22 protein-coding genes and 1 pseudogene are annotated in these 23,364 nt (G+C 56.5%); 18 read left to right on the top strand and 5 right to left on the bottom strand.

The genetic code is table 11. The features are described 5' to 3' along the window. The first annotated feature begins 66 nt into the window (after nt 1-66). On the top strand, nt 67-651 hold the full coding sequence (gene orn / locus A3220_RS01315) for an oligoribonuclease (protein ID WP_128082392.1): 585 nt from the start codon (nt 67-69) through the stop codon (nt 649-651). Nucleotides 652-654: 3 nt separating this feature from the next. Here orn and queG read toward each other — a convergent pair whose 3' ends face one another. Continuing rightward, a complete protein-coding gene (queG, locus tag A3220_RS01320) occupies nt 655-1,809 on the bottom strand; it encodes a tRNA epoxyqueuosine(34) reductase QueG (RefSeq protein WP_084812726.1) in 1,155 nt (384 codons plus the stop codon). 129 nt (nt 1,810-1,938) lie between these two features. On the opposite strand from queG, the gene A3220_RS01325 reads away from it, so the two are divergent. The 11 genes from A3220_RS01325 (at nt 1,939) to A3220_RS01375 (ending at nt 15,085) form a co-directional block, all read left to right on the top strand. After that, a complete protein-coding gene (locus A3220_RS01325; protein WP_062372580.1) occupies nt 1,939-3,432 on the top strand; it encodes a bifunctional ADP-dependent NAD(P)H-hydrate dehydratase/NAD(P)H-hydrate epimerase in 1,494 nt (497 codons plus the stop codon). 11 nt (nt 3,433-3,443) lie between these two features. Continuing rightward, entirely contained in the window at nt 3,444-3,941 is a 498-nt protein-coding gene (tsaE, locus tag A3220_RS01330; protein WP_062372582.1) for a tRNA (adenosine(37)-N6)-threonylcarbamoyltransferase complex ATPase subunit type 1 TsaE, read from the top strand. A gap of 95 nt (nt 3,942-4,036) precedes the next feature. Next, nucleotides 4,037-5,410, top strand: a complete 1,374-nt coding sequence (locus A3220_RS01335) for an N-acetylmuramoyl-L-alanine amidase (protein WP_228168684.1) — start codon at nt 4,037-4,039, stop codon at nt 5,408-5,410. 74 nt (nt 5,411-5,484) lie between these two features. Next, nucleotides 5,485-7,398 carry a DNA mismatch repair endonuclease MutL gene (gene mutL / locus A3220_RS01340; protein ID WP_062372588.1) on the top strand — a complete coding sequence of 638 codons (1,914 nt, stop codon included), beginning with the start codon at nt 5,485-5,487 and terminating at the stop codon, nt 7,396-7,398. A gap of 33 nt (nt 7,399-7,431) precedes the next feature. After that, a complete protein-coding gene (gene miaA, locus A3220_RS01345) occupies nt 7,432-8,370 on the top strand; it encodes a tRNA (adenosine(37)-N6)-dimethylallyltransferase MiaA (RefSeq protein ID WP_058576422.1) in 939 nt (312 codons plus the stop codon). 151 nt (nt 8,371-8,521) lie between these two features. Next, complete coding sequence (gene hfq, locus A3220_RS01350) at nt 8,522-8,770, top strand: RNA chaperone Hfq (RefSeq protein WP_044629095.1); 249 nt, start codon at nt 8,522-8,524, stop codon at nt 8,768-8,770. Between the two features lie 36 nt (nt 8,771-8,806). Beyond that, on the top strand, nt 8,807-10,117 hold the full coding sequence (gene hflX, locus A3220_RS01355; RefSeq protein ID WP_044629096.1) for a ribosome rescue GTPase HflX: 1,311 nt from the start codon (nt 8,807-8,809) through the stop codon (nt 10,115-10,117). A 135-nt stretch (nt 10,118-10,252) separates the two neighbouring features. Next, nucleotides 10,253-11,521 (top strand): FtsH protease activity modulator HflK, encoded by a 1,269-nt coding sequence (hflK, locus tag A3220_RS01360; protein ID WP_044629097.1) that lies wholly within the window; start codon nt 10,253-10,255, stop codon nt 11,519-11,521. Next, nucleotides 11,522-12,406 (top strand): protease modulator HflC, encoded by an 885-nt coding sequence (gene hflC / locus A3220_RS01365; RefSeq protein WP_044629098.1) that lies wholly within the window; start codon nt 11,522-11,524, stop codon nt 12,404-12,406. A 190-nt stretch (nt 12,407-12,596) separates the two neighbouring features. Then, nucleotides 12,597-13,790, top strand: a complete 1,194-nt coding sequence (locus tag A3220_RS01370) for an ATP phosphoribosyltransferase regulatory subunit (RefSeq protein ID WP_062372591.1) — start codon at nt 12,597-12,599, stop codon at nt 13,788-13,790. After that, nucleotides 13,790-15,085 carry an adenylosuccinate synthase gene (locus A3220_RS01375; protein WP_044629100.1) on the top strand — a complete coding sequence of 432 codons (1,296 nt, stop codon included), beginning with the start codon at nt 13,790-13,792 and terminating at the stop codon, nt 15,083-15,085. Before A3220_RS01370 ends, A3220_RS01375 begins: the two co-directional genes overlap by 1 nt. 54 nt (nt 15,086-15,139) lie before the next feature. Here the strand turns inward: A3220_RS01375 and cobO are convergent, their stop codons facing one another. Continuing rightward, nucleotides 15,140-15,739, bottom strand: coding sequence for a cob(I)yrinic acid a,c-diamide adenosyltransferase (cobO, locus tag A3220_RS01380; protein ID WP_054641000.1), 600 nt, complete (start codon nt 15,737-15,739; stop codon nt 15,140-15,142). Nucleotides 15,740-15,948: 209 nt separating this feature from the next. Here cobO and A3220_RS01385 point away from each other — a divergent pair, with 209 nt between their 5' ends. The 4 genes from A3220_RS01385 to A3220_RS01400 all read left to right on the top strand — a co-directional run bounded on the left by A3220_RS01385 (nt 15,949) and on the right by A3220_RS01400 (nt 20,886). After that, complete coding sequence (locus tag A3220_RS01385) at nt 15,949-16,434, top strand: YajQ family cyclic di-GMP-binding protein (protein ID WP_044630767.1); 486 nt, start codon at nt 15,949-15,951, stop codon at nt 16,432-16,434. Nucleotides 16,435-16,511: 77 nt separating this feature from the next. Then, nucleotides 16,512-19,142 (top strand): aminopeptidase N, encoded by a 2,631-nt coding sequence (pepN, locus tag A3220_RS01390; protein ID WP_062372594.1) that lies wholly within the window; start codon nt 16,512-16,514, stop codon nt 19,140-19,142. Between the two features lie 40 nt (nt 19,143-19,182). Continuing rightward, a complete protein-coding gene (gene yegS / locus A3220_RS01395; protein ID WP_058576428.1) occupies nt 19,183-20,142 on the top strand; it encodes a lipid kinase YegS in 960 nt (319 codons plus the stop codon). Between the two features lie 30 nt (nt 20,143-20,172). Then, nucleotides 20,173-20,886, top strand: coding sequence for a hypothetical protein (locus A3220_RS01400; RefSeq protein ID WP_044630764.1), 714 nt, complete (start codon nt 20,173-20,175; stop codon nt 20,884-20,886). A gap of 61 nt (nt 20,887-20,947) precedes the next feature. On the opposite strand, the gene A3220_RS01405 is transcribed toward A3220_RS01400, so the two are convergent. The 3 genes and pseudogenes from A3220_RS01405 to merR form a co-directional block, all read right to left on the bottom strand. Continuing rightward, a complete protein-coding gene (locus A3220_RS01405) occupies nt 20,948-21,151 on the bottom strand; it encodes a cold-shock protein (RefSeq protein ID WP_044630763.1) in 204 nt (67 codons plus the stop codon). Between the two features lie 173 nt (nt 21,152-21,324). Then, a pseudogene (locus tag A3220_RS01410) lies at nt 21,325-22,152 on the bottom strand (ISL3-like element ISPst2 family transposase); the annotation flags it as partial. A gap of 24 nt (nt 22,153-22,176) precedes the next feature. Continuing rightward, complete coding sequence (gene merR, locus A3220_RS01415; protein WP_008609174.1) at nt 22,177-22,632, bottom strand: Hg(II)-responsive transcriptional regulator; 456 nt, start codon at nt 22,630-22,632, stop codon at nt 22,177-22,179. Nucleotides 22,633-22,703: 71 nt separating this feature from the next. Here merR and A3220_RS01420 point away from each other — a divergent pair, with 71 nt between their 5' ends. Then, nucleotides 22,704-23,054: a mercuric transport protein MerT gene (locus tag A3220_RS01420; protein ID WP_001294660.1), complete on the top strand. Its 351-nt coding sequence runs from the start codon at nt 22,704-22,706 to the stop codon at nt 23,052-23,054. Nucleotides 23,055-23,069: 15 nt separating this feature from the next. Then, on the top strand, nt 23,070-23,345 hold the full coding sequence (merP, locus tag A3220_RS01425) for a mercury resistance system periplasmic binding protein MerP (protein WP_054645389.1): 276 nt from the start codon (nt 23,070-23,072) through the stop codon (nt 23,343-23,345). The last annotated feature ends 19 nt before the right edge of the window (nt 23,346-23,364 follow it).

Genomic DNA, 23,364 nt, shown 5'->3' on the forward strand with positions numbered 1-23,364 from the left:
CAATATAAGCGACACTTTTACTTTATTCGCCGATGTCAGGGCGAAACTGGCCAAGGAATGAATGCAATGAGCGAGCAAAGCGGCGCACCGCGTAGCGACCTGTTGGTATGGATTGATTTGGAAATGACCGGCCTGGAGCCGGATAAAGAGCGCATTATCGAGGTGGCGACACTCATCACCGATGCTCAGTTGAATGTCGTGGCAGAAGGCCCAGTGATCGCCGTCAAACAGCCCGATAGCCTCTTGGCCGGAATGGACGATTGGAACCAGAAAACTCACGGTGAGTCTGGGCTGGTGGCGCGGGTGAAAGCGAGCACCATCGAAACTAAAGAAGCCGAGCGCCAAACTCTCGACTTTTTACGCCAGTACGTGGTGGCGGGCTCCTCGCCGATGTGCGGCAACAGTATTCATCAAGACCGCCGCTTCTTAGAGCGGGAAATGCCCGACTTGTGGGCGTTCTTTCACTATCGCAACTTGGATGTCTCGACCGTCAAAGAGTTGGCGAAGCGCTGGAACCCCGGTGCGCTGGCGGGCTTCAAAAAGCAGAATGCCCACTTGGCGATGGATGATATCAAGGAGTCGATTGCGGAGCTTGCCCATTACCGCAGCACGTTTTTGCGTATTGAAGGTGGTGGCGACGAAGAGGAGTAGCCCTCATGCGCGTGTCGCGATACGCGCATCTCGCTTATGGCGCTGCTCGTCGAGCGCCCAGGCAACGTGTTCGCGTACTAGCGCGCTGGGATAGGCACGACGTGCCCACAGCGCTGCCTCGACGGCATCACTCCACGGAGCATTGCCTAACCCGACGGCAAGATTACGTAGCCAGCGCTCATAGCCAATGCGGCGAATGGGGCTGCCTGCGGTTTTGTCCAAAAATTCCTCTTCGCCCCAGCTAAACAGCGCAATAAGCGATGCGCGGTCAAGGTCATGGCGTGGGGAGAAGTCCTCTTCTTGGGTGATTTTTGTGAAGCGCGTGAACGGGCAAACGAGCTGACAGTCATCGCAGCCATACACGCGATTGCCCATGGCGCGACGGTACTCCACGGGAATCGCGCCGTGCAGCTCAATGGTGAGATAAGAGATGCACTTGCGCGAATCGACGACCTTATCGTCCACGATGGCCCCTGTGGGACAAGCGGTGCGGCAAGCGCTACAGCTGCCGCAATGCTCTTGCGCAAAAGGAGCATCGACAGGCAGTGGTAGGTCGGTATACAGCTCCCCAAGAAAGAACAGCGAGCCCGCTTTGGGATTCAGCAACATGGCGTTTTTACCGAACCACCCTAAGCCTGCTTTTTGGGCGAGCGCACGCTCCATCACCGGGGCGGAGTCGACGAAGGCGCGAAAACCAAATTTTCCTACTTCTTGCTCGATGTGCTTTGCTAACTGCGCCAAGCGTTTGCGCATTAATTTATGATAATCACGGCCCAGCGCGTAGCGGGAGACATAGGCACGGCTGGGTTGGCCAAGCACCTTGGCACTCTCTACTTCGGCGGGCAGGTAGTCCATGCGCACGCTGATGACCCGGCGGGTGCCGGGTTCCAGTTCGTCAGGTCGCGTGCGTTTGGTGCCGTGCTTCGCCATAAAGCCCATCTCGCCGTGGTAGCCTTTATCCAGCCAGTTGGTGAGGTGCGATTCGTGGTCGTTTAGATCAGTGTCAGTGATACCCACCTGCTGAAAGCCCAGCTCGCGCCCCCACTGTTTAATCAGTGCGGCAAGCTGGCGAAGCTGTTCTGCGGATAGCCGTTCGTGAGTCGGGTGTTCACGCGACGGCTGGTTGCGAGACAGTGAAAAAGTCGTGGAACTTGGCATGGTCAGTCAACGGTGGTGCGTTAAGCGCGCTATGCTAACGCATTAGCCTCTGCCACAACATGCCGTGCGTGCCTAAGCTGACACTGGCTGTGTTTAAGCGTTGATTTAGTACCCTATTAAGGAGCAATCGTGTCTACGTTGAGTACCTCTTCGCTACGCCCCCTTTATAAGGCGTCTCAAGTGCGCGAGCTGGATCAGCGCACCATTGCAGGCGGTATCGAAAGCTTTGCCCTAATGCAGCGAGCCGCCTCTAGCGCTTGGCACAGCTTTCGTTCCCGCTGGCCTCAGGCGCGCAGTGTCACGGTGCTTTGCGGCGGCGGTAATAACGGCGGCGATGGGCATGTATTGGCGGCGCTGGCTATGCAGTCGGGGCTTAAGGTGCAGCGCCTTTCCCTCAAGCCGCGAGACGCGCTTTCTGGCGACGTTGCCCGTGCCGCGGAGCTGGCAACGGCCGCCGGGGTAGGGTTTGAAGAGTGGCATCCGCACACTACGCTTGTCGGCGAGGTCATTGTCGATGCGTTGCTGGGTACCGGGCTTTCCGGCGAGGTCGAAGGTAGCATTAAGCAGGCCATTAAAGCGATGAATACGGCATCTCAGCCCGTGATGGCGCTGGATATTCCGTCGGGCATTTCAGCCGATACTGGCGCGATGTTAGGCACGGCAGTGGAAGCTGCCTGCACGGTGACCTTTATTGGCGATAAAATTGGTCTGCATACAGGCGATGCCCCAGCGTATACCGGCGATATCGATTTTCGCCCGCTGGGCGTCAAAGCCCAAGCATTTTTTGATATTCCGCCTACCGCTTGGCGGCTGGATGATGCGCTGCTAGGCGAGGCTTTCACTCCACGTTCTCGTACTAGCCATAAGGGCAGCTTGGGGCATGTGCTGGTGATGGGCGGTGCGCCGGGCTTTGGTGGCGCAGCGCTGCTGGCTTCCCAGGCGGCTGCACGCTTGGGTGCCGGTAAGGTAACGTTGGCCACGGCACACGAACATATCACCGCAAGCCTAGTGCGCTGCCCAGAAGTCATGGCGCGGGCGGTGCGCAGCGGTGCCGATGCGGCTGAATTGCCATCAACGGCGGATGTGGTGGTGATTGGGCCAGGGCTTGGGCAAGAGTCCTGGGGGCAGGCGATGTTGCAAAGCGCGCTTCAGGCTTCTTCACCGCTGGTGGTGGATGCCGATGCGCTCAACCTGTTGGCAAGCCGCTGGCCAGGCCTCCGCCGGGATAACTGGATGCTCACGCCTCATCCTGGTGAGGCAGCAAGGCTGCTGGGGTGCTCTGTGTCTGATATCCAAGCCGACCGGCCTGAGGCTGCCCGTGCATTGCAACGCGCTCGTGGCGGTATAGTGATATTGAAAGGAGCAGGCAGCCTGATTGCCGGGCCGAGCGGATTGGTGGTTTGCCCTTACGGGAATCCAGGCATGGCGAGTGGCGGGATGGGAGATGTATTAAGCGGTATGTTAGGCGCTTTGGTGGGGCAGTTTAATAGCCTGGAGCAGAGCGCATGGCTGGGTGTGATGACACACGCTTTAGCGGGGGATGAAGCCGCTAAAGCAGCGGGCGAGCGTGGCCTGTTAGCAAGTGATCTGGCATCCTATGCACGAGTGTTAATTAACCCGTGAAGGCGGCCAACATGCAGGTGCAATTGAACGATGAAGCGGCCCACGTCGCTTTTGGCGAAGCGCTGGGTCAAGCGCTAAAAGGTCACGGGCGTATTTATTTAGAAGGCGACTTAGGGGCAGGTAAAACGACCTTAACGCGCGGCATTTTGCGGGCCTACGGTTATCAAGGGGCGGTGAAAAGCCCCACCTACACCTTGGTAGAGCCTTATGAGCTTGGCAATCAACGTATTTATCACCTTGATTTGTATCGCCTAGCAGACCCGGAAGAGCTGGAGTTCATCGGTGGACGCGATGTGCTGGCCGACGATGCGCTATGTCTGATTGAGTGGCCGAGCCGAGGGGAGGGCTGGTTGCCCGCCCCAGATCTGCGTATTCAACTGAGCGTTGCTGAAACTGGACGCGTCGCGCTATTAAACGCCGGTAGTTCTCTTGGCGAAGATGTCATAGAGCAACTGGCGCGTCAGTGTGTCGGGATGCAACAGGAGTGTGGTGTGCTTCAATGGATATGAAAAACCCACTGGCTCGTTTAATAGGTCAGTTAGCAACTGGCTGCGCGGTTTTATTGGTAGGTACCGCCACTCTGCAGGCGGCCACCGTTGAGAGCATGCGACTCTGGGCAGCGCCCGATCATGCTCGTTTGGTGTTTGATCTTACCGCTGCCGCAGAGGCCAATGTGTTTTCATTAGAAAACCCGTCGCGCCTAGTCATTGATCTTGATGAGAGCCAGCTGAATACCGACGTATCAACACTGCCGCTAGATGGCAGTGCGATTGCGGAAGTGCGAACCGGCGTGCGGGATGGTGGTGGCCTGCGGGTCGTGCTTGAGTTGAATCGTGATATTGAGCCGCGCCACTTTACGCTACCGCCTAATGATCAGTATGGCCACCGTCTTGTGGTGGATTTGGAGTACCCTGGCGAAAGCGCTGTGGAGAACCCTATCGACCCTATTGAGGCGATGATTCGTGACCAGGAGATGCTGGCGCAGCGCTCGGCTCAGGCCCAGTTGACCGGTGTGGAAGCTGACGTTTCTACACCTACGCCCGCGCAGCCTCCCGTCGAGGTTCAGCCCGCTCAGCCTCACCCACAGCGTGACATAATTATTGCTGTTGATGCGGGGCACGGCGGCGAAGATCCCGGTGCGATTGGCCCATCGGGTACTCGTGAAAAGGATGTGGTGTTGGATATCGCCCGACGGCTGGCTGCTGAGGTGAATCGAACCCAAGGCTTCAAAGCTGTGTTGATTCGTGACGGTGACTATTATTTGGGTTTACGCCAGCGTACTCAGCTTGCCCGCGAGCAGAAAGCTGACTTCTTTGTATCGGTACATGCCGATGCGTTTACCAGTCCAAGGCCCCAGGGTAGCTCGGTTTATGCGCTTTCACAGCGGGGGGCAACGTCAGAAACGGCTCAGTGGCTGGCGGATAGCGAGAACCGCTCCGACTTGATTGGTGGCGTCGATGGCAGTTTGTCGCTGCGTGATAAAGACCAAGTATTGCGCGGGGTGCTGCTGGATCTCACCATGACGGCTACGCTCAACGACTCGCTCTCGATTGGCGGGCAGGTGCTTGAACAACTTGGGCGCGTGAACCGGTTGCATAAATCGCGGGTAGAGCAGGCGGGCTTCATGGTGCTGAAATCGCCGGATATTCCCTCGCTACTGATTGAAGTGGGCTTTATCTCAAACCCAGATGAAGAGCGCCGCCTGCGCGACCCGGTGCATCAGCAGGGGCTAGCAACGGCCATTTTCAGTGGCTTGCGCAATCATTTTCAGCGTAACCCGCCCCCAGCGAGCCTGCTGGCGTGGCAGCGCGATAATCAGCGTAGCCCTACCGGAAACGAGTACCGCATTCAGTCCGGTGATACGCTATCGGCGATTGCGATTCGCCACGGCGTACCGGTGAGCCAGCTAAAGCAAGCGAACGACCTGAATGGCGATGTTATCCGTGTGGGTCAGGTGCTGCGTATCCCCAGTTCTTAAGCCGTTGTTTAAGCGTCTGGGCTAGAAACGGGTGCTTAAGAAATCGTTTTGATGATTAGCTTCTGAGGTGTTGGTTGACTGAATTAAACTCGCTGTCTGGCCGTATTCATGTGCTCGACCCCCGCTTAGCGAACCAAATCGCGGCGGGCGAGGTGGTCGAGCGCCCCTCGTCAGTGACAAAAGAGCTGATTGAGAACGCCATTGATGCGGGCAGCCAGCGTATTGAAGTAGAGATCGAGCAGGGCGGTGCCCGGCTGATTAAAGTGCGCGACGATGGTATCGGTATTGGCGAGCAGGACTTGCCCCTGGCGCTGGCCCGCCATGCCACCAGCAAAATCAGCAGCCTGGAGGATCTAGAAGGCGTTAGTTCGCTGGGTTTCCGCGGCGAGGCACTAGCATCTATCAGCTCCGTCTCGCGCCTAGAGCTAGTCTCTAATGCCGATGAAGACCCCCGCCAGGGGTGGCGGGTAGTGGCGGAGGGCCGTGGCATGGAGGCCAGGGTAACGCCCGCGCCGCACCCCCGAGGCACCAGTGTTTCTGTGCGCGATCTGTTTTTTAATACGCCAGCGCGGCGCAAGTTCTTGCGCACTGAAAAGACCGAGTTTGCCCACGTGGAAGAGGCGTTTCGTCGTCAAGCGCTGTCGCGCTACGACATTGCCTGGGTACTGAGGCACAATCAAAAAGTGGTGCACCAGCTGCCGCCGGGCAATATGCCCACTGCGCGCGAGCGCCGTATTGCCTCCCTGCTGGGTAAAAATTTTATTGAGCATGCGCGTTATATTGAACGCGAAGCGGGTGGCCTTAGGTTAAGCGGCTGGGTGGGGCTGCCGACCCACTCTCGCTCCCAGGCTGACCAGCAGTACTTCTTCGTCAATGGCCGGGTCGTGCGTGACCGCTTAGTGGCGCATGCGGTGCGCCAGGCCTACCGAGACGTGCTGTATAACGGTCGTCATCCGGTTTTTGTACTCTATCTTGAGCTGGACCCGGATGTGGTCGACGTTAACGTCCATCCCACCAAGCATGAAGTGCGCTTTCGTGATGGCCGGATGGTCCATGACTTTCTCTATTCAAGCTTGCACCACTGTCTAGCGGCTTCAAAGCCTTCCGAAGAGGAGCAGTCCTCGCCAGAAGATCATCCGGTGCCTGTTGTCCCTGAAGCGGCCACAACGGAAGAGCCGCCCGCGCCACGTTGGCAGCAGCAGGGCATGCCGCTATCGGAGGGGGCGGATCGGCACCCCGGCGCCGAGCGGGTGCGCCGGTTTATGCAAGGGTATCAGGCGCTCCATCCTGATCACGAAGAGACGCTGTTAACGCCTCAACCAAGCCCGCCCGGCCAGCGCCCAGCTGCTAACGAAGTGCGCGAAGCGCCGCTTGCTATGCCTGCCCACGATGCCACCGCGGCACCGCCGCTGGGCTTTGCGTTAGGCCAGTTGCATGGCGTGTATATCCTGGCTCAAAACGCCCAGGGGTTGGTGTTGGTCGATATGCATGCGGCTCATGAGCGGATCGTATATGAACGCATGAAAAACCAACTGGCGGCGGCTAAAGGGATCGATACGCAGCCGCTGTTAGTGCCCGTATCGCTGGCGGCGAGTCGCAGCGAAGTGGCTACTGCAGAGAGCGAACGTGACGCTATTGCTCAGCTAGGCGTTGAGTTGGATGTGGCAGGCCCCGAGACGCTGCTGGTGCGCCAACTGCCCGCTCTGCTGGCTCAGGCCGACCCTGAAGCGCTGGTGCGTGAAATGCTTGAAGAGCTAGCTCGATTTGGCCGTACGCATCAGGTAGAGGCGCGTATTCATGAGTTGCTGTCTACCATGGCGTGCCATGGCAGCGTGCGTGCCAATCGTCGTTTAACGCTCGATGAAATGAATGCCCTGTTGCGCGATATGGAACGCACCGAGCGCAGCGATCAGTGCAATCACGGTCGCCCTACTTGGACGCAAATGAGCATGCAAGCGCTCGACCGACTTTTTTTACGTGGCCAGTAATGATGAAGACAATAAACGGAGTGCGGTAAACAGATGGCTGATACACGCCCCTGGGCGATATTTTTGATGGGGCCTACTGCCGCTGGAAAAACCGACGCGGCAATAGCGCTCCACGAGCAGTTAGGTCACGAGCTCATCAGCGTGGATTCCGCCATGGTCTACCGGGGAATGGATGTGGGCAGCGCTAAGCCCAGCGCTGAGGAGCTTGCGCGGGCACCCCATCGGCTTATTGATATTCGCGACCCTGCCGACCCTTACTCCGCGGCAGATTTTCGTGAAGACGCCCTGCAAGAGATGCGGCAAATCAGCGCGGCTGGGAAAGTGCCGCTGCTGGTAGGCGGCACAATGCTTTACTTTAAACGCTTAGTGGAAGGTGTCGCGAACCTGCCTTCTGCGGATGCCGCTATTCGTGAACAGCTTGAAGTGAAGCGACAAGCCGAAGGCTTAGCGGGCTTGCATCGCGCACTCGCTGAAGTGGACCCGACTTCGGCGGCGCGTATTCATCCTAATGACCCCCAGCGGTTAATGCGGGCTTTGGAAGTGTTTTACGCCAGCGGTCGACCCATGAGTGAACTGTGGGCCGAACAGCAGCCTGAAACCTTTCCGTGGCGGGTGTTGTCGATAGCGCTAGCGCCTAATGATCGTAAGATACTTCATCAACGTATTGCCCAACGTTTTGAAACAATGTTGGGTGAGGGCTTGATAGATGAGGTGGCCGCCCTCAGAAAGCGTAATGATATTCATCTTGGCTTGCCATCGATGAAGAGTGTTGGCTACCGTCAAGTATGGGAATATTTAGACGGCGCTTACGATCAGGGCGAGCTGGTGTCACGAGGGGTCATTGCCACTCGGCAGCTAGCGAAGCGTCAGCTCACTTGGTTGCGTAGCTGGCCGTCACTTAACTGGATAGACTCGCAGCAGCCAGACGCATTGGATAAGCTTCTGAAATTCGTGCGTGACAGCGGTGCTTAGCGTAAGATAGTGATTTCGTAAGCAAGTGTTTTCGAGTGGCCGGCGAGCGCTTTTGACACACCGGGCCTTTCGGGCAACAAGATTGCGGCGTAGCACCAGTAGGGCACGCCATTTGATAACCAACCCCAACGACAGTTTTAGGGAGAGCAACATGTCCAAAGGGCAGTCCCTTCAAGACCCGTACCTGAACATCTTGCGCAAGGAGCGCATTCCGGTCTCTATTTTCCTGGTAAACGGCATTAAGCTGCAGGGCCAGATTGAATCGTTTGACCAGTTTGTCATCTTGTTGCGCAATACCGTCAGTCAGATGGTTTATAAACACGCTATTTCCACGGTAGTGCCTTCACGCAATGTGCGTTTGCCGGCACAAGACCCTTCAGCATCTGATGCTGAACTCTAACACTGCTGGATAGCAAGAGAGTCCACGAGGTATTGATTGTTTTTTGAACGCCCAGAAGCCGGTGAAACGGCAGTTCTTGTTCACGTAGATTTCTATGATGAGCAGGCGCGTGAAGACCCGGGTGAGTTCTTGGAGCTCGTGCGCTCTGCTGGCGCAGAGCCCGCGACATTGCTCACAGCCAGCCGACAGCGCCCTGATTCCCGTACGTTTATTGGGTCAGGTAAGTTGGATGAGCTGCGGGCAATGCTCGCAGCTCATCAAGCGGAACTGGTGATCTTCAACCACAGTTTAAGCCCTTCCCAGCAGCGTAACCTTGAGAAGGAACTCAAGTGTCGTGTCTTGGATCGCACCGGTCTGATTCTCGATATTTTTGCGCAGCGGGCACGAACACATGAAGGTAAGCTGCAAGTAGAGCTTGCCCAGCTTGAGTATATGTCCACACGCCTGATTCGCGGCTGGACACACCTTGAGCGCCAAAAAGGCGGCATTGGCCTGCGCGGTCCTGGCGAAACCCAGCTAGAGACTGACCGACGGCTGCTGCGCGGCCGCATTAAATCTATTCATAAACGGCTCGATAAAGTACGCAGCCAGCGCGAGCAGAATCGGCGTGCTCGGGCTCGGGCGGAGATCCACAGTGTTTCGCTGGTGGGTTATACCAACGCGGGTAAGTCGACGCTGTTTAACGCGTTGACCAGCGCTGAGGTTTATGCGGCTGATCAACTGTTTGCTACCCTGGATCCAACGCTCCGTCGGCTTGAAATCGAAGACGTTGGGCCCGTTGTTATGGCGGATACGGTTGGTTTTATTCGCCATTTGCCGCATAAGCTGGTGGAGGCCTTTCAGGCGACGCTGCAAGAGGCGGCCGAGGCAACTTTGCTGGTGCATGTCATCGATGCAGCTGACCCAGATCGAGAGCTAAACGTTGAGCAAGTCGATAATGTGCTCAAAGAGATCGGTGCTGACAGCGTGCCGGTGCTCAAAGTCATGAATAAAATCGACAAGCTAGACAGCGCCCCGCGCATTGAGCGCGACGGCCATGGCGTGCCAGAGGTAGTTTGGCTGTCTGCTCAGCAGGGCCACGGGCTTGATCTATTGCATGAAGCTTTGACCGAGCGCCTTGCCAATGACGTGATTGGTTTTTCGCTTACACTGTCACCAGAGCAGGGTAAGTTACGCGCTGGCTTGCATGAGCTTAACGCCGTACGCGAAGAGAGTTTTGATGAGCAAGGGCGCTCCGTGTTGGATGTGCGCTTGCCCAGGCGCGACTTTAACCAGTTGATGGCTCAACTGGGTGAGCGTGCCAATACCTATTTACCAGAAGCATTACGCGAATCTGACGAATGGTAGCCCATCAAGTACCTACTCCACAGTCATTGACTGTGGAGTTGTGGTACACGATTGATATAGCAACAATATCAAAAGCACCCGGCCTTGCATAAGCACAAGGCAAAGTGCAGGTGAACACCTTAGTGGAGACGAAGTATGGCCTGGAATGAGCCCGGTGGTGGCAACCAGCACGACCCCTGGAGTGGTGGTGGTCGACGTGGTAACAGCGGCGGCGATCGCGGTGGGAGCAATGGTGGTGGCAATAACGGCAATAAAGGTGGCAACAATCAAGGGCCACCCGATCTTGACGAAGCGCTGAAAAAATTCCAAGACAAGCTGAACGGCATGCTTGGCGGCGGCAATAAGAAAAGTGGCGGGGGCGGTAATGGTAAAAGCGGGGGCGGTAAACCTCGCAATTCCTTTGCGTTGCCGGGCCTCTTGATTATTGTTGCGCTTGCCATTTGGGCTGCCTCAGGCTTTTACTTGGTTGACCAGTCTGAGCGTGGGGTTGTACTGCGCTTTGGTGAGTACCAAGGCATTGTTGAGCCAGGCCTGCAGTGGAATCCACCGCTGATTGATGATGTGCGCATGGTAAACGTAACACGCGTTCGTTCCGTCTCTCAGACCCAGTCCATGCTGACTCGCGACGAGAACATCGTTGAAGTGGAAATCTCTGCGCAGTACCAAGTCGCCAACCCGCGTGACTTTGTACTTAACGTACGTAATCCCGCTCTCTCTATTGAGAATGCGCTGGATTCTGCACTGCGTCATGTGGTCGGTGGTACGGATATGATTGATATCCTGACCTCTGGTCGTGAGATTTTGGGTAGCTCGGTGGCGAGCCGTCTGCAAGCATACTTAGATGCCTATGGTGCCGGTATTCGTCTGCAAACCATCAACATTGAATCAACATCTGCACCTGCACCGGTTATTGATGCCTTTGATGATGTTATTCGTGCTCGCGAAGATCGCCAGCGGACCATCAACGAAGGTATGGCTTATGCCAACGCGATCATCCCAGCTGCACAAGGCCAAGCTCAGCGTGTTGTAGAGCAGGGCCAGGGTTACCGGGAGTCGGTAGTCGCTGAAGCGCAAGGTCAAGCCAACCGTTTTAATGCGCTGTTAACTGAGTACCGTAATGCGCCAGAGGTCATGCGTGAACGTATGTATCTGGATGCAATTGAAGAAGTGTTTGGTAGCACGCCCAAGGTGCTGTTGGATGTGAGCGAAAATGCTCCGCTGATGTACCTGCCGCTAGACCAGATGCGCGGTAACAGTGGTAGTGACAGCAGTTCAACGACTGATAGCAGTGGCGATAGCAGCAGCGATGCGATTGATCCGCGCGTGCTGGAGTCGCTGCGGGGCAGCCAAAGCAGCTCCTCATCGTCGTCTAGTAATAACCCTATCCGCAGGGAGGGCCGCTAAATGATTAATAATCGATCCCTGCTTATCGTAGGTGGCTTGGCCGCCGTGGCGTGGCTAGCAAGTAACAGCCTATACGTAGTGGATGAAACCGAGCGTGCGGTGAAGCTGCGTTTTGGTGAAGTCATCGAAGAGAATATTCAGCCGGGCCTGCATGCCAAAATTCCGATTGCTCAGACAATTCGTAAATTTGACACGCGTTTGCTGACACTGGATACCGATACCAGCCGTTACCTGACCCTTGAGCAGAAAGCGGTAATCGTAGACTCCTACGTAAAGTGGCAAGTGATTAACCCCACTCGCTACTACGAGGCGACCGCAGGTGATGAGATGATGGCGATTCGCCTGATTCAGCCACGGGTCGATGAGAGTCTGCGTAACGAGTTTGGTCGCTTGAACCTTCAGGAAATCATTGCCGAGCGCCGTGATGACCTAATGACAGGCCCGACAGCAGAGCTTGACGAGCTGATGCGTGAAGAGCTCGGCGTGGCGATTCGCGATATCCGTATCAAGCGTATCGACCTGCCGGAAGATGTCTCTGCCGCTGTGTTCGAGCGTATGCGTTCAGAGCGGGAGCGTGAAGCCCGTGAGTGGCGCGCCCAGGGTCAAGAAGAAGCTGAGCGTATTCGTGCTAACGCCGACCGCCGCCGTCAGGTTCTGCTTGCTCAAGCAAACGAGCGCGCCGAAACCCTGCGTGGTGAAGGTGACGCCGAGGCAGCTGCGATCTTCTCCCAGGCTTACGGCCAGGATCAGGAGTTTTTCGCTTTCTGGCGCAGTCTAAACGCCTATCGTGAAAGCTTCTCTGGCGATGGCAACCTGCTGGTGCTTGAGCCGGATAGCGACTTCTTCCGCTACCTGCGTAGCGCAGTGCCTAATAGCGCTGAGTAATGGCGCGGAACCCCGTCAAGCGGTGTGCTTGGCGGGGTTCATCTAGCGCATAAACGTGATAGACTTTATCTACCGGGCGTCGCCCGGTTTTTTTGTGGCCCTCGTTTCGTGAACGTTTCCACGCAGCGCCTTGTGAGGCTGTTGGTGGTGTCGTCAGAAGGGGCCTTCATCGTCTCGCAGGATTGTTCACATGACCATCGCTGACCGCTGGCTATTGCCCGACGGCATGGATGAGGTGCTGCCGCCTCAGGCAAGCCGCATGGAAGAGCTGCGCCGTGCGCTGCTTGATCTTTACCATTGCTGGGGCTACGACCAAGTAATGCCGCCGCCGGTGGAGTTTTTGGACTCCTTGCTGACAGGTACCGGCACAGACCTCGACCTTCAAACGTTCAAGCTTACCGACCAACTGACGGGCCGTATGATGGGCGCATCTGCCGATGTGACGCCTCAAGTTGCGCGTATGGACGCTCACTCCCTAAAACGCCAAGGCCCGGTGCGTCTGTGTTACTGCACCAATGTGCTGCGCGCAAAGGCCGACCAGCATCAGGGCGGCCGAAGCCCCGTACAGGTTGGTGTGGAGCTGTTTGGTCATGCAGGCTTAGAGGCTGATAGTGAAATTATCCACTTAGCATTAGCAAGTCTGCATGCGGCGGGCGCTGATGAAATTCACCTGGCGTTGGGCCACATTGGTATTTACCGTAGCCTTGTAGAGGCCGCTGCACTCAGCGATGAGCAAGAGCGTGCGCTATTTGAGGCCTTGGCGTTAAAATCACCGGGTCAGCTAGCAGAGCAAGTGAACGACAGTGTGAGCGATCCTGTGCTGGCCGATATGCTGATGGCCTTGGGTGAGTTACATGGCGATGCCAGTGTGTTGGCCCAGGCCCGCGAGCGCTTTGCAGGTGCGCCTGCGCCTGTAACTGCAGCCCTCGACCAGCTAGAAGCGCTTTATAAAGGTGTTCTGGCGCGCTTTGATGTCTCGCTCTATTTTGATCTGGCAGAGCTGCGTGGCTATCAATACCACACCGGTATGATGTTCGCGGCTTACGTGCCGGGTTATGGCCATGCGCTGGCCAAAGGCGGGCGCTATGATGATACCGGGCGCGTGTTTGGCCGTGCACGGCCTGCCACCGGTTTCTCGATGGACCTGAAACAACTGGCATCGCTGGCACTGGCTTCACCCAGCCGGGGTGCAATTTGGGCTCCTGCCCAAGAAGAAGAGTCGCTTAACGCTGCCATTGTGGCGCTGCGTGAGCAGGGTGAACGCGTAATTCAAGCGCTGCCTGGGCAGCGTACTGGGCCGGCGGAGCACAGCTGTGACCGCCGTCTTGAGTTTATCGATGGTCGTTGGCAGACAACGACCCTGACACAAGAGACGAGTGCATAATGGGTAAGAATGTCGTAGTCCTGGGTACCCAATGGGGTGATGAAGGCAAAGGCAAGATCGTTGACCTGCTCACCGAATCCGCCTCTGCTGTGGTGCGCTTCCAAGGCGGCCATAACGCAGGCCACACGCTGGTCATCGACGGTGAGAAAACCGTTCTTCACCTGATTCCTTCAGGCGTGCTGCGCCCTGGTAAAACCTGCGTGATTGGCAACGGTGTTGTGCTCTCGCCGGAAGCGCTGATCAAAGAGATCCGCGAGTTGGAAGCGAAGGGCGTGCCCGTGCGTGAGCGCCTGCGTCTTTCTCCGGCGTGCCCGCTGATTCTGCCTTACCATGTGCGCCTAGACCAAGCGCGTGAGAAAGCCCGCGGTGTTGCCAAAATCGGTACTACTGGTCGTGGTATTGGCCCGGCGTACGAAGACAAAGTGGCTCGTCGCGGCCTGCGTTTGGGCGATATGCTTCATCGCGAGCGGTTTGCCTCCAAACTGGGTGAAGTGCTCGACTACCACAACTTTGTACTGGTGAATTACCACGGTGAGCCGGCGGTAGACTTCCAGGAAGTGCTGGATAGCGCCATGCAAATGGCCGAGGAGCTGCGTCCGATGGTCAGCGATACGGTCAGTATGGTTCATGACCTGCGTAAAGCCGGTGAGAATATCCTGTTTGAGGGTGCTCAAGGCTCGCTGCTGGATATCGACCACGGTACCTACCCCTATGTGACCAGTTCGAACACCACCGCGGGTGGTACGGCGACTGGTTCTGGTGTCGGTCCGCTCTACCTGGACTACGTGCTGGGTATTACCAAAGCCTATACCACTCGTGTCGGCTCCGGCCCGTTCCCCACCGAGCTGTTTGACGATCACGGCCGTCACCTAGCTGAGCGTGGCCATGAGTTTGGTGCTACTACGGGCCGCCCGCGTCGCTGTGGCTGGTTTGATGCCGTTGCCTTGCGTCACGCGGTACAGATCAACTCGGTATCGGGTATCTGCCTGACCAAGCTGGACGTACTGGATGGCTTGGAAAATATCCGCGTGTGTGTCGGCTACCGCAGCAAAGATGGCGACGTGCTGGATAACCCGGTGGATTCAGAGGGCTACGAAGCGGTAGAGCCGGTCTATCACGATCTGCCAGGCTGGAAAGAGTCCACGCTGGGCGCTAAGAAGGTGGAAGACTTACCGGCTAATGCCCGTGCATACATCAGCTTCCTCGAAGAGCAGGTAGGCACTAGCATCGATATCATTTCTACCGGTCCCGATCGTATTGAAACCATCGTGCTGCGCAACCCGTTCGAAGGCTAGGTCGTACACCTTCAGGTGATACTAAAAGGGCGGCTTGGTCGCCCTTTTTCGTGCTTAGAAATCGATGCCTCGCCGGGCCTGAAGGCCGTTGTTAAAAGCGTGTCGCACCTCCTGCATGTCGGTCACGGTGTCGGCCATGGCCACCAGCTCACGGTGGGCATTTCGCCCGGTAATGATCACGGTTTGTTCCTGCGGACGGTCCAGTAGCGCCTGTTTGACCGTGGCGATATCGAGATAGCCAAACTTCAGCATGTAGGTGAGTTCGTCCAACACCACGAGATACATCTCGGGGTCTGCCAGCATTTTCTGCGCTTCTTGCCAGACCTCCAGACAGGCGGCGGTGTCCGCTTCGCGATTTTGCGTATCCCAGGTAAAGCCGGTTGCCATGATAGCGACGCTCAAATGAGGATCGGCTTCCAGCCGATTGCGCTCGCCACACTCCCATAACCCCTTGATGAACTGCACCACGCCTACTTTGTAGCCATAACCCAGCGCGCGCGTGACGGTGCCCCAGGCGGCGGTGGTTTTGCCTTTTCCGTTGCCCGTGTTGATGAGCAGCATTCCGCGCTGCTCGGTGGCATTGGCGACTTTTTGGTCCACTCGCGCTTTGAGTTTTTCCATCGATGCTTTATGGCGGGTATCGCGATCACTCATGGTCTCTCCTCGTTGAAAGAGTACAGGGCTATGTCAGCAGGTTACGACAGAGGCGCACAATTTAACATCGCCCTGAGAGGTGTTTGTATAGCTTTTAAGCTTGATGTGACCGGCTTGCAGAGTTTTTGTCCAGCTTTTTCTAAGAGAATTGGCCGGTTGGGGGCTTGCTGCTCTAGAATGGTGGGTCATGTCTTGTCAGGAATAGTGTCATGCCCTCATTTGATATCGTGTCAGAATTCGATCAGCACGAAGCCGCCAATGCGGTTGACCAAGCAAACCGTGAAGTACAGTCACGGTTTGACTTTAAAGGTGTCGATGCCAGCTTCACGTTGGAAGGCGATAAGGTGCTGCTCGAGGCCGAAGTAGATTTCCAGCTCAAGCAAATGCTGGACGTGTTGCGTAACCGACTGATTGCCCGCGGTATCGACGCACGTTGCATGGACGTTAAAGACGCGGTGCTGTCTGGTGTGAAGGCGCGCCAGGAAGTAGAGCTCAAGCAGGGCCTCGACCAAGCAGAAGCCAAAGATGTGGTAAAGCGTATCAAAGGCAGTAAGTTGAAAGTACAGGCTCAAATTCAGGGCGAGAAGGTGCGCGTAACGGGTAAAAAGCGCGATGATTTGCAGAGTGTGATGGCACTACTGCGCGGTGAAGAAGGGCCTGATTTGCCGCTGCAGTTTGATAATTTCCGCGATTAACGATTATAAGAAATATTCATTGAGTAGCGCAGCGTTTGCGCTACTCGACTACTTAAAGCTTACAGGAGTTTCGCATTATGTCTGATCCGCAGCCGGTTTATTTAAGCGACTATCAGCCGCCCGCCTACCAAGTGACCCATACCGAGCTGACGTTTGATCTTGACCCCACCGCGACCCGTGTTAAAGCACGCCTTACCGTAGAGCGCCACGCCAGTGCTGAACAAACTACGCCGCTGGTGCTGAACGGCGAACACCTGACGCTGCACGCGCTCGCGATCAACGGCCAGGCGCTCGCTGAGGCCGATTACCAGCTCACCGATGAGACGCTCACAATTCCCAGTGTTCCGGCAGCGTTTACCCTGGAGAGCGAAGTCGAGATTTCTCCTAGCAGTAACACTGCCTTAGAAGGGCTGTATCAATCGAACGGCATGTACTGCACGCAGTGCGAAGCGGAAGGATTTCGCCGCATCACCTATTACCCTGACCGCCCGGATGTTATGGCTACGTTTAAGGTCACCGTGATAGGTGATGCGCAGCGGGAGCCGGTGCTGTTGGCGAACGGTAACCCAGTTGATCAGGGCACCTTAGAGAGCGGCCGGCACTTTGTGACCTGGGAAGATCCGCACCCCAAGCCCTGCTATCTTTTTGCGCTGGTGGCAGGCGATTTAACCAAGGTCGAAGATCACTTCACCACCATGAGTGGCCGTAACGTGACGTTACAGCTCTGGGTGGAGCAAGAGAATCTCGATAAGACCGACCACGCCATGGCCTCGCTAAAGCGGGCAATGACTTGGGATGAAGAGACCTACGGCCGCGAGTATGACTTAGATCTGTTTATGATCGTGGCGGTGAATGACTTCAATATGGGGGCGATGGAGAACAAAGGATTAAACATCTTTAACTCCGCTGCCGTGCTGACCCACCCCAATACCGCCACCGATGCGGCGTTTCAGAATGTCGAAAGCATTGTGGCCCACGAATACTTCCACAACTGGTCGGGGAATCGCGTGACGTGCCGCGACTGGTTCCAGCTCTCGCTAAAAGAAGGTTTTACGGTATTCCGCGATCAGTGTTTTTCTGCGGATATCAATTCAGCCCCCGTCAAGCGCATTCAAGACGTCTCGTTTTTCCGCACCGCGCAATTTGCCGAAGATGCAGGTCCCACGGCGCATCCGGTTCGTCCGGATCACTATATCGAGATCACCAACTTCTACACTCTGACCATTTATGAAAAAGGGGCGGAAGTTGTGCGCATGCTGCGTAACCTGCTGGGCTGGGAGGCCTTCCGCCGTGGCTCGGATCTCTATTTCGAGCGCTTTGACGGTCAGGCCGTGACGATCGAAGACTTCGTGGGCTGCATGGCCGAGGTATCGGGCATCGATTTAAGCCAGTTCATGCGCTGGTACTCCCAGGCGGGCACGCCGGAAATTGATGCCCACGGTGAGTACGACTACGCCAACGCCGAGTACCATTTGACGCTGCGCCAGCGTACCCCCGCCACTCCCGGCCAGCCCGACAAGCAGCCGCTGCATATTCCTGTGCGCATGGGCTTAGTGGGTACAAAGTCCGGTCAGGATCTTACTCTGACGCTTGAAGGTGAAAAGCTGGGTAAGGACGCGGTCATTCACCTGACCGACGATGAGCAGACCTTCATCTTCACCGATGTGGCAGAGGCGCCGGTTCCATCGCTGCTGCGCGACTTCTCCGCCCCGGTAAAACTGCACTTCCCATACTCTCGCGAAGATTTGGCCTTCTTACTGACCCACGACAGCGATGGTTTTAACCGTTGGGACGCGGGGCAAAGGCTCGCACTGTTGGCGCTGGATGACTTGATCGCCGCCCACCGCAACGGGGTAGAGAAGGTCATGGATAGCCGGGTGGTAGAAGCCTTTAGAACGCTCCTGACTTCCTCCATGGATGACAAGGCGGTACTGGCTGAGATGCTAACGCTACCATCGGAAGCCTACATCGCCGAGCAGCAGCCGATTGTCGATGTGGATGCGATTCACGCCGCGCGTGAGTTTGTGCGCCAATCCTTGGCCCAGGCGCTGCGTGATGAATTTATCGCCGTGTATAAAGAGAATGGCACTGATGAAGCTTATGCGCCGACGCCTGAACAAATTGCCCAGCGCAGTCTCAAAAACATAGCGCTATCTTACTTAATGTCCATTGAGGACGACGAGAGTGTGGCACTTTGTGAAGCGCAGTTTGCCGCTGATCATAATATGACCGATGTACGCCATGCGTTGACACTATTAGTACACAGCGACCGTGATGATTTGGCTAACCCCGCGCTGAAAGCGTTTGGTGAAAAGTGGGCACACGACCCGCTTGTGATGGATCAGTGGTTTACGATTCAGGTATCGCGCCCTCAGCCGGACGTATTGGAGCGCGTAAAGTACCTAATGCAGCACCCAGCGTTCTCCATCAAGAACCCCAACAAGGTGCGTGCGTTAGTAGGTGCCTTTGCGCAAAATCGGGTCAATTTCCATCGCTTGGATGGCAAAGGGTACGCGCTGTTGGCAGATGTGGTGATTGAGCTAAACCGCCTGAATCCAGAGATTGCCGCGCGGTTAATCACCCCCTTAACCCGCTGGCAGCGTTTTGATGAGGCGCGTCAGCAGTTAATGCGTGCAGAGCTAGAGCGGATCAAACAAGAACCGCTGTCGTCCAACGTATTCGAGGTGGTCGAGAAAGCGCTGGCATAACGTGCATCCAGGGAATTAACCATGGAGAGGGAAGACACCGGTGACAGATTCACAGCAGTGTTATTTACTGATTATTAACGGTCAGTCTGCCGGAAATCCGGCGCTACGCGAGGCCGTTGAAGCGCAGCGCAAGGCAGGGACGCCGATGATTGTTCGCGCTACTTGGGAAGGTGGCGATGCCGCCGAGTTTGCGGCCCAAGCCGTTGAACTAGGAGCTACCAGTGTGATTGCTTGTGGCGGCGATGGCACGGTAAACGAAGTGGTTAACGGGCTAATGCGCATCCCCCATGACCATCGTCCGAGCTTGGGCGTGGTGCCGATGGGCAGCGCGAATGATTTTGCCACTTCGGTGGGGTTACCTTTGAAGCCGGATCGCGCACTGGCGGATGCCGTTCGCTTGCCGTCTGCGCCCATCGATGTGATTCGTATGACAGCAGAAACCAGTGGCGAACCGTCGGTATGCTATTACATCAATATGACCACTGGTGGTTTCGGCGCAGAAATTACCTCCTCTACCCCCAAAACGTTAAAACGCATGTTAGGGGGAGGAGCCTACTCACTGATGGGGGCGCTCAAGGCGTGGCGGCATCGCAGTTATCGCGGCACGTTGCACTGGGGCGATCATGAGCAGGCCGCGTCACTGCTGCTGCTGGCACTGGGCAATGGGCGTCAATCGGGTGGGGGGCAGGTGCTGGCCCCTCGTGCCAAGCTTGATGATGGGCGATTGGACGTTCTGCTAGTCAAAGATTTTCATTCGGTGACGGAGCTCCCTGCGCTGCTCGGCGAGCTACAGCAGTTCCCCGCAGAAGGGCGTTATGTGCGCTACTTCACTGCCAGCCAGTTGACCGTTACCACTCGGTCCGATGATGAACCTTGGCCTCTGACCCTGGATGGTGAGGCAAAACGCTATCAACGATTCACCGCTGAAGTCGTCCCGCTAGCGTTGAAGGTACGCTTACCAGAAGGCTGTTCGCTGTTGTCTGCCAACGACCGCCACTAATGAATTCGAACCATTAAGGAGCATGACTCGATGAGCTACCGTGTATGGATGCCGCTACTGGCCAGTTTGGCCCTACTGCTGAGTGCCTGCGGCGACAGTCAAGAAGAGGCAAATGTCGTACCGGAAGAGAGCGCGGCCGAGCAGCCCAGTGAGACGCTAGCCGCTGCACCTGACACCAGTAGTGACGATGTTCCTTCGCCCTCCCAGGTGGAAGACGACATTGAACGTCAGGCGTCCGAGCCTTCCAATGTTCAGGAAGACCTGTCTTCCACCGTCAGTGAGTCAACTTCGGAGCCCCTGCAGGCGGACGAAGAGACGCTGGCCGCCGACCCCGACGAAGCCCTTGACGAAGCCAGCGCAATGCCGGGTGAAACCACGCGTTCTGATGTCGATGACGTGATTGCCGAGACTGAGCGTCGTTTCGAAGAGGCACAGCGTCAGTTGGAGCAACAGTTTCAAGAAATCGAGCAGCAGTCGCCCGAACTGGCACCCATGGAGAACGATCCCATCGAGCCAAGCTGGGAGCGCGAAAGCAGTTTACCCGAAGGTTCTTCCGTGGAAGGTGGGTTAGAAGCGAAAGATGTGGATGCGCTCATCGAAGATACCGAACGTCAATTCGAAGAGGCCCAGCAGCGCCTAGAAGAGCAGTTCCAAGCCTTGGAGAGTGAGCGCCCCACCAATAACGATAGCGAAGCGCAAGAGGCCGAAAGCTCCTCGGATGACACGTTGGATACATCGTCTTAAGAAGTAAACCCCAACCTATAAAAAAGGCCCGCATTCCGGGCCTTTATCCATTCGGTGCGGTTCAAGCAACGCGAATGTTGGAAGCCTGAAGGCCTTTTTTACCCTGAGTCACCTCGAAACTGACTTTCTGACCATCTTGCAGGGTCTTAAAACCTTCAGCTTGAATTTCGGAGAAGTGGGCAAAGAGATCGTCACCGCCGTCATCGGGAGAGATGAAGCCGTAACCTTTGGTGTCGTTGAACCACTTGACAGTGCCAGTTGCCATCGTTCATATCCTTAACGTGCTTAATGATTGAGCAGGTGGCTCATTGCCTACCTACCAAATCCACTTTAGAAGCAAATAATCAGCACGTCCAGTAGTGACGTGGTTAAGATTTTTTGGGTATACGGATTTAATGGTTGATGGGGCACCTTCACCCCATCAATCTGATACCACCCTCAGATGGTTGATAGATCGACTCCGTAGTTGAGTTCCTCTGCGAAGTCCGGCAGTCCGTAACCGATGGTTTTCTTGTAGAAAGGAGAGACCTTCGCAGTCGGTGCCTTCTTCTTGTGCTTCGTGGTGTAGAGCATTCGTGCCCGCATCACCTCGAAGGAGTAACCGCGCCCTTCACGGTTCTTGTCCTTGGCCAGTCGGTTGATGGACTCCGTGTAAGCGTTGGTGACGGGCATGTCCGTCTCGAAGTAGGTCATGGTCTCTTCGCGCCAGTTTCCCACTGCCCTGACCAGATCGCTCCAGACTTCCTTTTGGCCCTTCGGGATGGTGGCTATCCACTCGTCCAGGGCGGCTTCTGCCTGGAGCCGTGTGGTGGCGTCCCAGATGCCGTAGAAGCGCTCCTTGTGCTCGTAGGCGGCCAGCAGTTGCGGGAACGCGCCTGTCCAGGTCTCCATGATGAGGCGCTCCCGGTCTGAGACTTCGTGAGCGCGTTTCAGCAGGATTTTCCGGTCTCCCTTGAGAGTCCGGCTCTGGGACGGTTTCAGCTCCTTTCTGAGGCCCTTGCGCACTCTCTCCAGGGCATCGTTGGCCATGCGCACCACATGGAACTTATCGACCACGATACGGGCCTGGGACAGCACAGCCTTGACCGCTGCCCGGTAGGGGTTCCACATGTCCATGCTGACGATCTCGACCTTCTGCCGGTCTTTCAGCTTCATCAGGTAGTTGGTCACCACGTCCTGGCGGCGGGTGGCCAGCAGGTCGAGCAGGGTTCGCTCCTCAATGTTGGTCAGAATGCAGCGGTAGCGCTTGTTCAGGTAGGGGTCGTCTCAGAATTCGGAAAATAAAGCACGCTAAGGCGTAGTCACCCCGTGACTCCCCCGCGCCGATGCAGCGAGCTTCGTTCCGTCTTGCAGTGACACAATCAGCGGGCAGGAAACGTTCCCTTTCCGCGCATGGCAGGCGCACACCAGTTCAGACAGCACGGCCTCCATGCGTGCCAAGTCGGCCATCTTCTCGCGCACATCCTTGAGCTTGTGCTCGGCCAGGCCGCTGGCTTCCTCGCAATGGGTGCCATCCTCCAGCCGCAGTAGCTCGGCGATTTCGTCCAGGCTAAAGCCCAGCCGCTGGGCCGATTTCACGAACCGCACTCGTGTTACATCCGCCTCGCCATAGCGGCGAATGCTGCCATAGGGCTTGTCTGGCTCCGGCAGCAGGCCCTTGCGCTGGTAGAACCGGATGGTCTCCACATTGACCCCGGCCGCCTTGGCAAAAACGCCAATGGTCAGATTCTCAAAATTAATTTGCATATCGCTTGACTCCGTACATAACTACGGAAGTAAGCTTAAGCTATCCAAACCAAATTTGAAAGGACAAGCGTATGTCTGAACCACAAAACGGGCGCGGCGCGCTCTTCGCCGGTGGGCTGGCCGCCATTCTTGCGTCGGCCTGCTGCCTGGGGCCGCTGGTTTTGATCGCCTTGGGGTTCAGCGGGGCATGGATCGGCAACCTGACGGTGCTGGAACCCTATCGCCCGATCTTTATCGGCGCAGCGCTGGTCGCGCTGTTTTTCGCCTGGCGGCGCATCTACCGCCCGGCGCAAGCCTGCAAACCGGGTGAGGTCTGCGCGATTCCCCAAGTGCGAGCTACTTACAAGCTCATTTTCTGGATCGTGGCCGCGCTGGTCCTGGTCGCGCTCGGATTTCCCTACGTCATGCCATTTTTCTATTAATCACAGGAGTTCATCATGAAAAAACTGTTTGCCGCCCTCGCCCTCGCTACTGTTGCTTTTCCTTTGTGGGCCGCGACCCAGACAGTCACGCTGTCCGTACCCGGCATGACCTGCCCCACCTGCCCGATCACCGTCAAAATGGCGATTTCCAGGATTGAAGGCGTTGATAAAGTTGACGTTACCTTCGAACCACGCGAAGCGGTTGTCACCTTCGATGATACCAAGACCAGTGTGCATGAGTTGATCAAGGCCACTGGCGATGCGGGCTACCCGTCCAGCGTCAAGCAGTGAGCCACTGAACCCGAACCTG

It is taken from the genome of Halomonas sp. KX33721, from assembly GCF_001596805.1.
GTDB lineage: Bacteria > Pseudomonadota > Gammaproteobacteria > Pseudomonadales > Halomonadaceae > Vreelandella > Vreelandella aquamarina.

Coding starts and splice junctions, on each gene's coding strand:
- tsaE (WP_062372582.1), top strand. CDS start 3,444: ATGCAGGTGCAATTGAACGATGAAGCGGCCCACGTCGCTTTTGGCGAA.
- A3220_RS01420 (WP_001294660.1), top strand. CDS start 22,704: ATGTCTGAACCACAAAACGGGCGCGGCGCGCTCTTCGCCGGTGGGCTG.
- A3220_RS01370 (WP_062372591.1), top strand. CDS start 12,597: ATGACCATCGCTGACCGCTGGCTATTGCCCGACGGCATGGATGAGGTG.
- miaA (WP_058576422.1), top strand. CDS start 7,432: ATGGCTGATACACGCCCCTGGGCGATATTTTTGATGGGGCCTACTGCC.
- orn (WP_128082392.1), top strand. CDS start 67: ATGAGCGAGCAAAGCGGCGCACCGCGTAGCGACCTGTTGGTATGGATT.
- pepN (WP_062372594.1), top strand. CDS start 16,512: ATGTCTGATCCGCAGCCGGTTTATTTAAGCGACTATCAGCCGCCCGCC.
- hflK (WP_044629097.1), top strand. CDS start 10,253: ATGGCCTGGAATGAGCCCGGTGGTGGCAACCAGCACGACCCCTGGAGT.
- hflC (WP_044629098.1), top strand. CDS start 11,522: ATGATTAATAATCGATCCCTGCTTATCGTAGGTGGCTTGGCCGCCGTG.
- merP (WP_054645389.1), top strand. CDS start 23,070: ATGAAAAAACTGTTTGCCGCCCTCGCCCTCGCTACTGTTGCTTTTCCT.
- A3220_RS01385 (WP_044630767.1), top strand. CDS start 15,949: ATGCCCTCATTTGATATCGTGTCAGAATTCGATCAGCACGAAGCCGCC.
- merR (WP_008609174.1), bottom strand. CDS start 22,632: ATGCAAATTAATTTTGAGAATCTGACCATTGGCGTTTTTGCCAAGGCG.
- A3220_RS01335 (WP_228168684.1), top strand. CDS start 4,037: ATGCGACTCTGGGCAGCGCCCGATCATGCTCGTTTGGTGTTTGATCTT.
- A3220_RS01375 (WP_044629100.1), top strand. CDS start 13,790: ATGGGTAAGAATGTCGTAGTCCTGGGTACCCAATGGGGTGATGAAGGC.
- hfq (WP_044629095.1), top strand. CDS start 8,522: ATGTCCAAAGGGCAGTCCCTTCAAGACCCGTACCTGAACATCTTGCGC.
- A3220_RS01405 (WP_044630763.1), bottom strand. CDS start 21,151: ATGGCAACTGGCACTGTCAAGTGGTTCAACGACACCAAAGGTTACGGC.
- queG (WP_084812726.1), bottom strand. CDS start 1,809: ATGCCAAGTTCCACGACTTTTTCACTGTCTCGCAACCAGCCGTCGCGT.
- cobO (WP_054641000.1), bottom strand. CDS start 15,739: ATGAGTGATCGCGATACCCGCCATAAAGCATCGATGGAAAAACTCAAA.
- A3220_RS01400 (WP_044630764.1), top strand. CDS start 20,173: ATGAGCTACCGTGTATGGATGCCGCTACTGGCCAGTTTGGCCCTACTG.